Source organism: Streptomyces sp. NPDC049585 (assembly GCF_040675615.1).
Lineage (GTDB): Bacteria > Actinomycetota > Actinomycetes > Streptomycetales > Streptomycetaceae > Streptomyces > Streptomyces luteosporeus.
Window position 1 is genome coordinate 109,171 of record NZ_JBFAPE010000021.1, and the last position, 12,024, is coordinate 121,194.

11 protein-coding genes are annotated in these 12,024 nt (G+C 72.1%); 4 read left to right on the forward strand and 7 right to left on the reverse strand.

Annotation, left to right across the window (positions count from 1 at the left end):
- Nucleotides 1–88 precede the first annotated feature (88 nt).
- Both AB0K17_RS21575 and AB0K17_RS21580 read left to right on the forward strand, forming a co-directional pair.
- A complete protein-coding gene (locus AB0K17_RS21575) occupies nucleotides 89–1,228 on the forward strand; it encodes an acyltransferase (protein WP_365983894.1) in 1,140 nt (379 codons plus the stop codon).
- A gap of 240 nt (nucleotides 1,229–1,468) precedes the next feature.
- A complete protein-coding gene (locus AB0K17_RS21580; RefSeq protein WP_365983895.1) occupies nucleotides 1,469–2,686 on the forward strand; it encodes an acyltransferase in 1,218 nt (405 codons plus the stop codon).
- Between the two features lie 19 nt (nucleotides 2,687–2,705).
- Here the strand turns inward: AB0K17_RS21580 and AB0K17_RS21585 are convergent, their stop codons facing one another.
- The 4 genes from AB0K17_RS21585 to AB0K17_RS21600 all read right to left on the reverse strand — a co-directional run bounded on the left by AB0K17_RS21585 (nucleotide 2,706) and on the right by AB0K17_RS21600 (nucleotide 5,341).
- Entirely contained in the window at nucleotides 2,706–3,113 is a 408-nt protein-coding gene (locus tag AB0K17_RS21585) for a PPOX class F420-dependent oxidoreductase (RefSeq protein WP_365983896.1), read from the reverse strand.
- Nucleotides 3,114–3,314: 201 nt separating this feature from the next.
- Nucleotides 3,315–3,815 carry a 2-C-methyl-D-erythritol 2,4-cyclodiphosphate synthase gene (ispF, locus tag AB0K17_RS21590; RefSeq protein WP_365983897.1) on the reverse strand — a complete coding sequence of 167 codons (501 nt, stop codon included), beginning with the start codon at nucleotides 3,813–3,815 and terminating at the stop codon, nucleotides 3,315–3,317.
- Nucleotides 3,805–4,590, reverse strand: a complete 786-nt coding sequence (ispD, locus tag AB0K17_RS21595; protein ID WP_365983898.1) for a 2-C-methyl-D-erythritol 4-phosphate cytidylyltransferase — start codon at nucleotides 4,588–4,590, stop codon at nucleotides 3,805–3,807. The genes ispF and ispD overlap by 11 nt, the downstream gene beginning before the upstream one ends.
- Nucleotides 4,591–4,858: 268 nt before the next feature.
- Entirely contained in the window at nucleotides 4,859–5,341 is a 483-nt protein-coding gene (locus tag AB0K17_RS21600) for a CarD family transcriptional regulator (protein WP_003953493.1), read from the reverse strand.
- 581 nt (nucleotides 5,342–5,922) lie between these two features.
- On the opposite strand from AB0K17_RS21600, the gene AB0K17_RS21605 reads away from it, so the two are divergent.
- Nucleotides 5,923–6,594, forward strand: a complete 672-nt coding sequence (locus tag AB0K17_RS21605; protein WP_365983899.1) for a DUF461 domain-containing protein — start codon at nucleotides 5,923–5,925, stop codon at nucleotides 6,592–6,594.
- Between the two features lie 320 nt (nucleotides 6,595–6,914).
- On the opposite strand, the gene AB0K17_RS21610 is transcribed toward AB0K17_RS21605, so the two are convergent.
- Nucleotides 6,915–7,595, reverse strand: coding sequence for a response regulator transcription factor (locus AB0K17_RS21610; protein ID WP_365966232.1), 681 nt, complete (start codon nucleotides 7,593–7,595; stop codon nucleotides 6,915–6,917).
- 67 nt (nucleotides 7,596–7,662) lie between these two features.
- On the reverse strand, nucleotides 7,663–8,949 hold the full coding sequence (locus AB0K17_RS21615) for an ATP-binding protein (RefSeq protein ID WP_365983900.1): 1,287 nt from the start codon (nucleotides 8,947–8,949) through the stop codon (nucleotides 7,663–7,665).
- A gap of 219 nt (nucleotides 8,950–9,168) precedes the next feature.
- On the opposite strand from AB0K17_RS21615, the gene phoU reads away from it, so the two are divergent.
- Nucleotides 9,169–9,861, forward strand: a complete 693-nt coding sequence (gene phoU, locus AB0K17_RS21620; RefSeq protein WP_365983901.1) for a phosphate signaling complex protein PhoU — start codon at nucleotides 9,169–9,171, stop codon at nucleotides 9,859–9,861.
- Nucleotides 9,862–10,260: 399 nt separating this feature from the next.
- Here phoU and AB0K17_RS21625 read toward each other — a convergent pair whose 3' ends face one another.
- Nucleotides 10,261–11,538 (reverse strand): MFS transporter, encoded by a 1,278-nt coding sequence (locus AB0K17_RS21625; RefSeq protein WP_365983902.1) that lies wholly within the window; start codon nucleotides 11,536–11,538, stop codon nucleotides 10,261–10,263.
- Nucleotides 11,539–12,024 lie beyond the last annotated feature (486 nt).

The window sequence follows — 12,024 nt, forward strand, 5'->3', positions numbered from 1 at the left end:
TCACGCCACCCGGCGGGACGGCGAGCTCACCGGTGCATTGACCGGTGGTACGACCAGCGGAACCCGGCCACGGGACTCAGGAGGGACGTTGCAGTCCTCTGTGACGGTGCAGCAACGGCAGCAGGAACAGCGCCCTGTCCCGGCGCCCGCTCGACCGGCAGCTGCCAAGGAAAGACTGGCGGCCCTCGACGGGCTGCGGCTGCTCGCGGCCCTCATGGTCGTCCTCTACCACTACATGGCCTTCAACGCCGGCGCCTGGTCCAAACCGGTCGCCCAGATCTTCACGATCGGGTCGTGGCCCGCCTCCTACGGCTGGGCGGGCGTGGAGCTGTTCTTCCTGATCAGCGGCTTCGTCATCTGCATGAGCGCCTGGGGCCGCACGGTCGGCGAATTCGCCTCCTCGCGCGTGACCCGGCTCTACCCGGCGTACTGGTTCGCCGTGATCGCCACCGCACTGGTCTCCGTGATCTGGCCGGGGATCAACAACGTGCCCAAGCTCGGCGACATCACGGTGAACCTCACCATGCTGCACGAGCCGCTGAAGGTGACGCCCGTGGACGGCGTGTACTGGACGCTGTGGGTGGAGCTGAAGTTCTACCTGCTCTTCGCCCTCGTCGTCTGGAAGGGCCTGACCTACCGGCGCGCCCTGGGCTTCTGCGTGGTGTGGGGCCTGGCCGCGGCCTTCGCGACGACGGTGAACGTGCCGGTGCTCGACGCCCTGCTGCTGCCGGACGACTGCTGGTACTTCATCGCGGGCATCGCCTTCTACCTGATGTACCGCTACGGCCCCAACCTGGTGCTGTGGCTCGTCGTGGCCTCCTGCTACCTGATCAGCCAGCACTTCCTGATGCAGGCGCAGACGCACGCCGAGAAGTACATCGGCCGCAACGTCCCCGAGTGGCCGACCACCATGCTGCTCACCCTCTTCTTCCTGGCGATGGCCGCGGTGGCCCTGGGCTGGACGCGCCGCATCCGCTGGGGCTGGCTGTCGACCGCGGGCGTCCTGACGTACCCGCTGTACCTGCTGCACGAGCGCATCGGCTGGGTCGTCATCCAGCACACCGAGCCGTACCTGTCGCAGTACGTGCTGGTGCCGGCGCTGATCGCGGCCATGCTCGGCGCCGCCTGGCTGCTGCACCGCTTCTGGGAGCGGCCGCTGGCCCGCCTGGTCAAGCGCGGCATGAACCGCGCCCTGGCCGACATGCGCACGGCGCGCGAGCGCATCTGACCCCCTGAACCCCTCGTCCCCACCGGCGCCCGGCCCCACGGCCGGGCGCCGTCGCACACCCGGTGTCAGCACCGCGCCGGTGGTACGTCCGTTCGGCGGACGCGGCGTGTCCTACGGGCGAAAACCCGCCGTCCACCCGGAGTCCTCCCCTCCAACAGTCCCTCGGCACGCACCGTGGTTGTGCCAGCATGCTGCGTGACCCAGACACCGACGGGCTCCACGCCGACGGGAGAGGACGACATGCGTTTCGCCAGCGGCGGCGCGACCGCGGGCGTCCGGACGGATGGCACGGACCGCGGGCACACCCCCCGGCTCCACATCCTGGACGGACTGCGGCTCCTCGCGGCCCTCATGGTCGTGCTGTACCACTACACGAGCCTGAGCGGCGGCTGGCACCGAGATCCGCGGCAGCTGTTCCCCACCCTCGAGCCCCTCACCCGCTACGGCTGGCTGGGCGTCGAGACCTTCTTCCTGATCAGCGGCTTCGTCATCTGCATGAGCACCTGGGGCCGCACCGCCGGGGAGTTCCTGGTCTCCCGCGCCGCGCGGATCTACCCGGCCTACTGGGTGGCCATCGTGCTCACCGGCGGCGTCGTCCTGCTGTGGCCGCAGGTGCGCTCGGTGGCGGGCCCGGAGACGGTCTTCACCAACTTCACCATGCTCCAGACCGGGCTCGGCGTGTGGGACGTCGACGGCGTCTACTGGACACTGTGGGTGGAGCTGAAGTTCTACCTGCTCTTCGCCCTCGTCGTCGCCCGCGGGGTCACCTACCGCCGGTGCGTCGTCTTCTGCGGGGTGTGGACGGTGGCCGCCGCCGTCAGCCCCACCGCGGACAGCAAACTGCTCACGATGTGGGCCATGCCCTTCGCCGAGCCGTACTTCGTCGCCGGCATCTCCTTCTACCTGATGCGCCGCTTCAAGCCGACGGCACTGCTGTGGGGCATCGTCGGCATCTCCTACCTGATCGCCAACCACCACGTGGCCAAGCGCGTGCACGACAACGCCAACCACGCCACGGCACTCCTGCCCGCCCAGATCGGCGTCTTCGTCATCTTCGCGGTCATGGCCCTGGTCGCGCTCGGCACCTTCGACCGGGTGCGTTGGAACTGGCTGGGCACGGCGGGAGCGCTGACGTACCCGCTGTACCTGCTGCACCAGTACATCGGCATGACCGTCATCTACGCGCTGCGGACGACGGTGCCGGCGCCGCTGCTGGTCGCCGGGCTGATCGTGGTGATGCTGGGCGCCGCCTGGCTGATGCACCGCTTCGTGGAGAAGCCGCTGGGCCGGCGGATGCGGGCCGCCCTGCGCACCGGGCTGGAGGAACTGCGCCGCACCGAGCGGCCCGCCGCCCCCGCGCAGTCGGCCGGGCTGCCGCTGCTGAAGGAACCGCGCCGCTTCGACCGGTCGGCCCCCGGGCCCGACCCCGTCGGCGCCGCCACGGCGGACGGCGCCTGACGGACGGGCCGGACGCGGCTCAGAGCGAGCCCACGACCTTGCGCGGCGTGATGCGCACGACGACGCGCTGGGCGTCGTCCTTGGCCGCGGGGTTGAAGTCCGCGTAATCCTTACCGGTGTATTTCTGCGCCAGCTCGTTGATGAGCTCGTCGCCGCCCTCGGTGGTGATCTCGACGATCCCGCGGATCTCCGCGTACGTGTACGGCGCGTTCGGCGGGTTGATCAGCACCGTGATCCGCGGGTCGCGACGCAGGTTCTTCTCCTTGCGACGCCCCACGGTGGTGGACAGCAGCAGGTCGTCGCCGTCGCGCTTGATCCAGGTGACGGACAGCTGCGGGCTGCCGTCGGGCTGGATCGTGGCGATGCTGGCGAAGGCGGGGTTGTCGTCGATGTACTTCTTCAGGTCCTCGGACAGTACGGCGGACACGGCGGCCCTCCCGGGGGGGCGGTGCGGTGGGGGTGGTTGTCCGTGGATCCCTCCCCCACCGACCCCCTCCCCGAAACCGAGCGCCCCGCAAGGGGGCGCGGGGAACTGCGCGAGCGACCACGACGCACCCGCAGGTGGAGGTGCCGGGGTGGCGCGTCGGCTGCAGGCCGTCAGTGGCCGATCGCGCAGTTCCCCGCGCCCCTATGGGGCGCTGCGGTACACCAAAGCCGTCGCGACGGCCGCCAGGCCCTCCGCACGGCCGGTCAGGCCGAGCCCGTCCGTCGTCGTGCCGGAGACGGACACCGGCGCGCCGACCGCCGCCGACAGCGCCTCCTGCGCCTCCTCGCGCCGCTTGCCGATCTTCGGCCGCACACCGATCACCTGGATCGCCACGTTGCCGATGCCGAAGCCGGCCTCCCGCACGATCCGCGCCGCCTCGGCCAGCAGCGTCACCCCGGACGCCCCCGACCACTCGGGCCGGTCCGTGCCGAAGTGTGCGCCGAGGTCGCCCAGGCCCGCCGCCGAGAACAGCGCGTCGCAGGCCGCGTGTGCGGCCACGTCACCGTCGGAGTGGCCGGCCAGCCCGTGGCTCGCGCCCTCCCAGAGCAGGCCCGAGCACCACAGCTCGCGGCCCTCCTCGAAGGCGTGCACATCGGTGCCGATGCCGACCAGCGGCAGCAGCGGCCTCGCCTCAGAAGCCATCGTTCGCCCTCCTGCGCGCCAGCACGGCCTCGGCCAGGACCAGGTCCAGCGGCCGCGTCACCTTGAACGCCTCCTCGTGCCCGGGCACCACCACGACCGGCACGCCGAGGCGCTCGACCATGCCCGCGTCGTCCGTGGCACCCTCGCCGTCCACGGCGACCTTCTCGTGGGCCTCGGCGAGCACGGCCCGGGCGAAGCCCTGGGGCGTCTGCACGGCCCGCAGCAGCGCGCGCTCGGGCGTGCCGACCACGGGCTCGGGCTCCCCGGCCCGCTCGCCCGTACGCGGCTCGACCTGCTTGACCGTGTCGGCCAGCGGCAGCGCCGGCACCACGGCCGGCGCCCCCTCCCGCACGGCGGCGGCGACCGCGTCGACGGTGTCGACGGGCACCAGCGGCCGGGCGGCGTCGTGGACGAGGACGGCGGTGACGTCGTCGGGCAGCGCGGCCAGGCCGAGTCGCACCGACTCCTGCCGGGTGGCGCCGCCGGGCACGACCACGACATCCGTACGGGTGCTGTCGCGGTCGGCGAGGGGATGGGCGTCCAGGAGGTTGCGCACCTCGGCGGCACCGTCCGGCGGGGCGACCACGACGACGAGCGAGACGGCCCGGGAGGCCGCCATCGCACGCACCGCGTGCACGAGCATGGGCGTGCCGCTCAGGGCACGCAGGGCCTTCGGCGCGCCGGGGCCCAGGCGGACGCCACGGCCGGCGGCGGGAATGACGGCGGCGGTGCGCCCCGGCACGGCGGGGGCGGGCGCGGAGTGTCGCTCGGACATTGCGTTGGCGTTCAGGTTTGCTTCCTCGGCCGATTTGGGTATGGCCTCAGCGTGCCTGCCGGGCACGATGCCCCGACCAGCCCCTTCCGTGACGACTGGCCGGGCCGGCTGCCCGGGCCCGGCACGCTTCGAGCCACTGGTTCCACTGAATGCGACCGGAGCCGAAGATGCCGCAGCGCCCGTCGGACGACGGAACGTCGTCACGCGGGCACCGCGGCACTTCTTCACATCCGGTCCGGGCGGCGGCGAGGCCACCGGCACCTGTGCGTCAGGAGGCGAGGACCTCGTCGAGCAGGGCCTCGGCCTTGTCCTCGTTGGTGTTCTCCGCGAGGGCGAGCTCGCTCACCAAGATCTGACGGGCCTTGGCGAGCATGCGCTTCTCGCCCGCGGACAGGCCGCGCTCACGCTCGCGCCGCCACAGGTCGCGGACGACCTCGGCGACCTTGATCACGTCGCCGGACGCGAGCTTCTCGAGATTTGCCTTGTAGCGACGAGACCAGTTGGTCGGCTCTTCCGCATAGGGCGCGCGCAGCACCTCGAAGACCCGGTCGAGCCCGTCCTGGCCGACCACATCGCGAACGCCGACGAACTCTGCATTGTCCGCCGGCACTCGAACCGTCAGGTCACCCTGGGCGACCTTGAGCACCAAGTAGGTCTTGTCCACGCCTTTGATCTGGCGAGTTTCGATGGCCTCGATCAGCGCGGCCCCGTGATGGGGATAGACCACGGTGTCGCCAACCTTGAACGTCATGTGACAGGTACCCCTTCCGTGGCTATCCAGTCTAACACGGGGCCCGCCCGTTCTGAATGGCGTTTCCGCAGGTCAGGGCATATCTCGGGGCTTGACAACAGAGACCGGGACGTGCTGCGGGGCCCTTCCGGAAGCAGGTATTCGCAGGTGGGAGCGCATCTGCGGGCGGGGCGAAACGCGGACGTTACGCCCGTCGGACGGGCTCCACGGGCAGCCGATCGTCCCGTTTTGCCGGGGTCCGGTCGGCGGACTTCGCGTACTCCGTTCGGGGCGCACGGGTCTTCTGCGCCCCGCCGTCCGGAATTGATCACACCGAACTTGATCAATTCCGGAACTCCTTCCCCATACGCCTCCCATTCATTGCCGATAAACACCCGCATCGGCGATCCCCGCGTTCACCCATGTCGCGAGATCGGCCGACCGCCGATATTCGGTCGCGCACCCGGCCGGGGCGCGAGTTGACCATGGGGGCGGGTCGGGTGCAGCGGCCGTCGGACGGCTCGGTAACCTAACCCCGCTGACACAACCCTTATCTCGTGCGTACCCCGTACGCGTACCTCGTCCAAGGAGATGCCGCCGCCGTGAGCAGCAGCCTTCGACGCGGCGCACTCGCCGCTTCCGCCCTCGTGCTCTCGATCGCCTCGCTCTCCGCCTGCGCGGCGGGCAACGACGCGCAGACGCTGGAGGTCAAGCCGGACAACGCCGCCACCTCGGTCGGCGACATCAAGCTGCAGAACATCACCGTCATCACGCAGCCCAACCAGGACACGACGGGCCCCGCCGTGATCACCGGCCAGATCTTCAACAACGGCCGCAAGGACCAGACGCTCCGCTCGATCAAGCTGCCCGGCAAGGACGTGGCCGTGAAGCTCACGTCCGCCAAGGGCGCCGGCGACGTCGTCGTCCCGGCCGGCGGCTCGGTGCTGCTCGGCGGTAAGGGCAACGCGTCCGCGGTACTGCCCAAGGGCCGCGAGGGCATCAAGGACGGCGCGAGCCAGCCGCTGACCTTCAACCTCAGCTCGACGGGTGACGTCAAGATCGCCGCGTTCGTCGTCCCGGCGACGAGCTACTTCAAGGAGTGGGGCCCGGAGCAGGCCCCCGCCCAGTCCAAGCCGGGCGCCTCCGGCGAGCCCGGGGCGCCTTCGGGTGCGCCGGCGTCCGCCTCCGCCTCCGCGTCCGCGTCCGCCTCCGCGAGCCCCTCGGGGCAGCCCAAGCCGGGCGCTGCCGCGCAGCCGCAGCACGCGGGCCACTGACACGAACGGGCCGGGCCCGGAAGCGATCAGCTTCCGGGCCCGGCCCGTTCCGTACGAGCTCGCCCTCGGGCGGTGCCCCGTAGGGGCGCGGGGAACTGCGCGATCAGCCACGACGCGCCCGCAGGTGCGGTGCCGTGCCCCTGGCCCCGGGGTGGCGCGTTCGACTGCGGGCCGTCGGTGGCTTGTCGCGCAGTTCCCCGCGCCCCTGACGGGGCGCGCCGTGCTGCCGGCCCGGGGTGCGGGCGCCCCTGACGGGGCACAGGCGACCGGGACGGCGCGGGCCGGCCGGGGCGCAGGCCGCCGGCCCGGGGCGGGCCGGGCTACGGCTCGAACTTGTAGCCCAGGCCCCGCACCGTCACCAGGTAGCGCGGGGCGCCCGGGTCCGGTTCGATCTTGGCTCGGAGGCGCTTGACGTGGACGTCGAGCGTTTTGGTGTCGCCCACGTAGTCCGCGCCCCAGACACGGTCGATCAGTTGCATGCGGGTGAGCACGCGGCCGGCGTTGCGGAGCAGCATTTCCAGGAGGTCGAACTCCTTCAGGGGCAGGTCGACCTTGGCGCCCGCGACGGTCACCACGTGCCGGTCGACGTCCATGCGGACCGGGCCGGCCTCCAGGGCGGCCGGAGCGACCTCCTCCGGCTCTCCGCGGCGGCGCAGGACGGCGCGGATGCGGGCGACGAGCTCGCGTGAGGAGAACGGCTTGGTGACGTAGTCGTCCGCGCCTATCTCCAGGCCGACGACCTTGTCGATCTCGCTGTCCTTGGCCGTCACCATGATCACGGGAACGTTCGAGCGACTGCGCAGCTGCCGGCAGACCTCGGTGCCGGGCAGGCCCGGCAGCATCAGGTCCAGCAGGACGAGGTCGGCGCCGTTGCGCTCGAACTCGTCCAGCCCGTCCGGCCCGGTGGCCGCGACGGCCACCTCGAAGCCCTCCTTGCGGAGCATGTAGGACAGGGCGTCGCTGAAGGATTCCTCGTCCTCTACGACGAGCACTCGTGTCACAGTTCGACCTCCGGTCGGGCCTTCGGCCCAGACGGCGTGGGATGGAACGGGGAGGCGGCGCCGGTGGTCACCGGTGCGCCCCCGGCGCGGGCAGGGGATCGTGGGGCGCGTCGTCGACGAAGTCCGCCGCGTCGGGGCCGATGAGCGGGCGGTTGCGTTCGCGGGTGGCCCGGGTGCCCCGGCCTGCGCGGTCGCGCTCGCGGCTCGCGCCGGCCTCCGGCAGGCGCAGGGTGAACGTGGAGCCCTGGCCCTCGGCGCTCCAGACGGTCACCTCGCCGCCGTGCGAGGCGGCGACGTGCTTGACGATCGACAGGCCCAGGCCCGTGCCGCCGGTGGCGCGGGAGCGGGCGGGGTCGACGCGGTAGAAGCGTTCGAAGACGCGTTCGCGGTCCTTCTCGGAGATGCCGATGCCCTGGTCGGTGACGGCGAGCTCGATCAGGTCGCCGCCGGGGGCGGCCACCTTGCGGGCGGCGATGCCGACGCGGGTGCGGGCGGGGCTGTAGTTGACGGCGTTCTCGACCAGGTTGCCGAGGGCGGCCGCGAGCTGGCCGCGGTTGCCCCAGACGTACAGGCCGGCGGTGCCGCCGGTGGCCATGGTGATCTGCTTGGTGCCGGCCTGGTGGCGGCAGCGGTCGATGGCCTCGGCGACGAGTTCGTCGACGCGAACGGGCTCGGCGTCCTCCAGCGGGTCGTCGTTCTGGACCCGGGAGAGGTCGATGAGCTCCTGGACGAGGTTGGTCAGGCGGGTGGCCTCGATCTGCATGCGGCCGGCGAAGCGGGTGACGGCCTCGGGGTCGTCGCTCGCGTCCATGACGGCCTCCGACAGCAGGGACAGCGCGCCGACGGGGGTCTTGAGCTCGTGGCTGACGTTGGCGACGAAGTCGCGGCGGACGGCCTCGATGCGCCGGGCCTCGGTGAGGTCCTCGACGAGGAGCAGCACGAGCCGGGAGCCGAGCGGGGCGACGCGGGCGGAGACCGCCAGCGCGTCGCCGCGGCCGGTGCCGCGGCGCGGCAGGTCGAGCTCGACCTGGCGTATCTCGCCGTCGCGGCGGGTGTCGCGGGCCATCTGCAGCATCGGTTCGACGGCGAGCTTGCCGCCGCGCACCAGCCCGAGGGCGTAGGCGGCGGAGCTGGCCTTGACCACGGTGTCGGCCTCGTCGAGGACGACGGCGGAGGAGCGCAGGACGGACAGGACGGTGTCCACGCCGGGCGGCAGGACGGCGTCGGTGTGCAGGGAGGTGCGCGTGGGCCTGGCCTGGTCGCGCTCGCTCCAGCGGAACGCCAGCATGGCGATCACGCCGGTGCACACTCCGGCGATCGCTGCCGCTGCGGCGACGGCCGCGTCCAGGTTCATGTCTCCAGGTTATGCGGGGGAACGGGCCCTCCCACAGCCGAATGGGGGGCGTCTCGAACACACGTTGCCGAGAGTTCACCTTCAGGTCAGTGGTGGTTCACTCCGGGGGACGGCAGCCGTCGCGTTGCGGCCGGACCGTGGGGAGCGTTGGCCGTCCGAGAGGTACCGGATGCGGTTCCCGGCGGTCAGGGCAGTACTCGAGCGAGAGAAGGTCGACAGATGCGGGACGCGTACCACGAGGAGCTGGATTCGATCGGCGAGGGCCTGGTCGAGATGGCCCGGCTGGTGGGCTCCGCGATCGGGCGCGCCACCACGGCGATCCTCGACGCGGACCTGAAGCTGGCGGAGTCCGTCATCGCGGCGGACGCCAAGGTCGACGACCTGCAGCGGGACCTGGAGGCCCGGGCGATCGCCCTGCTGGCCCGCCAGCAGCCGGTGGCCACGGACCTGCGGATCGTCGTGACGTCGCTGCGCATGAGCGCGGACCTGGAGCGCTCGGGCGACCTGGCCCAGCACGTGGCCAAGCTGGCCCGGCTGCGCTTCCCGGAGTCGGCGGTGCCGCGCGACCTGCATGCGACGATCCTGGAGATGGGCCAGCTCGCGCAGCGCCTGATGGCCAAGGCGGGCGAGGTGATCATCACCAAGGACGTGGACCTCGCGCTGCAGCTGGAGCACGACGACGACGCGATGGACCTGCTGCACCGCGCGCTCTTCCAGCACCTGATGGACGACCGCTGGCGGCACGGCATCGAGACGGCGGTCGACGTCACCCTGCTGGGCCGCTACTACGAGCGCTTCGCGGACCACGCGGTCTCGGTGGCCAAGCGCGTGGTGTACCTGGTGACCGGTGAGCACGCCGACGAGCTCACCACCCAGCCGGGCGGCCAGCAGGGCGCCCTCGAAGCGCCGTAGTCCGCTCGCCGCAGTCCGCTCGCCCCAGTCTCGCCGCAGTCCGCTCGCCCCAGTCTCGCCGCAGTCCGCTCGCACGGCGCGCGTCGGCAGCACGCGCGCTCCGTCGTGCTCCTGCGCGCCCCTCATGCCCGTACATACGTACGCGACGGGCATTGACGGTCGCAACGGGCGGCCGTTGACTGAGGGAGAAGACAGACACCTTCGAGGAGGTTTCCGAATGAGCGGCTGTCAGTGTGGACCCGGATGCTCGTGCGGCTGCCAGAGCGGCGGCTCCTGCCAGTGCGGCGGCAGCTGCAGCTGAGAGACGTTCCGAGGGTCTCTCGCTCCGCACGTCACTCACACTCGGCGGAAAGGGCCCCCGTCCGTCAGGACGGGGGCCCCACTGCGTCCGCCGGAGGGTCACACCCGGTCGGCGACGGCCGGCTCGGGGCCCGCTGCCGGCCGGTCGAGCTCGGCGCGCCGCCGGCCGCCCCAGCGGATGACGGGGGCCATCACGGCGGAGGTCACGACGAACAGCACGCCCAGGAAGATCCAGCCGGGGGCGCCCCAGTAGACGATCAGGCCCGTCAGGGCCAGCGGGCCGAGCATCTCCGCGACGGTGATGCCGTTGCCGAAGAACGCCTGGTACTGGCCGGTCTTGCCCTTCGGGGCGAGGCCGAAGCTGACCTCCCACTCCCCGGCGGCCTGCATCATCTCGCCGGCGACCATCAGCCCGGCGGCGAGGACGAGCAGCGCTCCCGCCGTCCAGGCGGAGTCCCCGGCGGCGGAGAAGGCGAACGCGAGGCACGCCGCGCCCAGCAGGACGCTGCCGAGCAGCAGGTAGCGCGCGGCGGAGGCGAGGTCCTTGACGCCGTCCGAGACCCGCACCTGGAAGAGGGCCACCACCACGGTGTTGAGCATCAGCATCACGGACAGCAGCGACACCGGGGCCGCGGTGTGCTCGCTGATCCACAGCGGCAGGGCGACGCTGACCAGCGGGACGTACAGCAGCAGGACGGTGTTCAGCACGCTGATGAGGACGTACGGGCCGTCCCGGAAGACCGAGGTGCCGCCCGGCTTCGCCGTCGCCCCGGCGCCGTCCCGCGGGGCCGCCGGGACGGGCGGCACGGCCGGCAGCCGGCTGAGGACGAACGCGGCGACGAGGAAGGCGAGGGCGTTCAGCACGAAGGCGGCGTAGTACGCCCCGCGCCGGTCGAAGAGCAGCACGAGGCCGCCGAGGCCGGCGCCGATCGTCATGCCCGCGTTGAAACTGGACTGCACGTACGCCCGCACGCGCGTGACCTGCTCCTTGGGCACCAGCCCGGCGAGCAGGGCCTGTTCGGCCGCCGAGCCGCCGCGCTGGCTCACCGCGTACGCGCAGGAGGCGACGACGAACGGCACGAAGGAGGTGATGAAGGTGAAGGAGGCGACGGACAGGGCCGCGCACACGAACAGCACGACCGCCGTGCCGCGGGGGCCCATGCGGTCGGCCAGGTGTCCCAGCGGCACGCTCAGCACGAGCGCCGCCGACCAGCCGATGGTCAGGCCCAGGCTCATCTGGAACGGGGACAGCCCGACGATCCGGGTGAAGAACAGTGCCGCACAGATGTTGTAGGCCCCGTCCCCCATGCGGCACACCAGCTGGGCCAGGGCGAGGCCGCGGGGCGGGCCGGGGGGCGGGATCAGGTCCTTTAACACGTTGCTCCTTCGGGCCGCGCGGGCGCGGGTGCTCGGCGGTGCGCCGTTCGGGCACGCGCACGGCGAGGTGTCCGGGGGTGGGCTGGGGTACGGGCACGGCCCGGCGGGACGCGGCCCGCTCGCCGGATGACGCCGGCGGGGCTCACGCGCGCGTACGGCCGGTCCGGGACCCGGGGAGGGGGATCGCTCGTCGATCCCGCCCGTCACCCTCCGCCGACGACGTCGGCGGCCTCCCGGCCCACACCCGGCCGAAAGGTCGCAAAGGCTGATCGGCAGGCCTCTCCGCGGCCCTGTATGACGGACAGAAAGATAGGCACAGGCCACGGACGCGCACAAGGCGCGCAACGCCCAATCGGCCGGATGCGGTGCGCCCCGAAGGGGCGCGGGGAACTGCGCGACAAGCCACGACGTGCCCGCAGTCGGCCCCTCGGGGTGGTGTGTCAGCTGCGGGCCGTCGCTGGCCGATCGCGCAGTTCCCCGCGCCCC

Coding starts and splice junctions, on each gene's coding strand:
- AB0K17_RS21580 (WP_365983895.1), top strand. CDS start 1,469: ATGCGTTTCGCCAGCGGCGGCGCGACCGCGGGCGTCCGGACGGATGGC.
- ispF (WP_365983897.1), bottom strand. CDS start 3,815: ATGGCTTCTGAGGCGAGGCCGCTGCTGCCGCTGGTCGGCATCGGCACC.
- ispD (WP_365983898.1), bottom strand. CDS start 4,590: ATGTCCGAGCGACACTCCGCGCCCGCCCCCGCCGTGCCGGGGCGCACC.
- AB0K17_RS21600 (WP_003953493.1), bottom strand. CDS start 5,341: ATGACGTTCAAGGTTGGCGACACCGTGGTCTATCCCCATCACGGGGCC.
- AB0K17_RS21615 (WP_365983900.1), bottom strand. CDS start 8,949: ATGAACCTGGACGCGGCCGTCGCCGCAGCGGCAGCGATCGCCGGAGTG.
- phoU (WP_365983901.1), top strand. CDS start 9,169: ATGCGGGACGCGTACCACGAGGAGCTGGATTCGATCGGCGAGGGCCTG.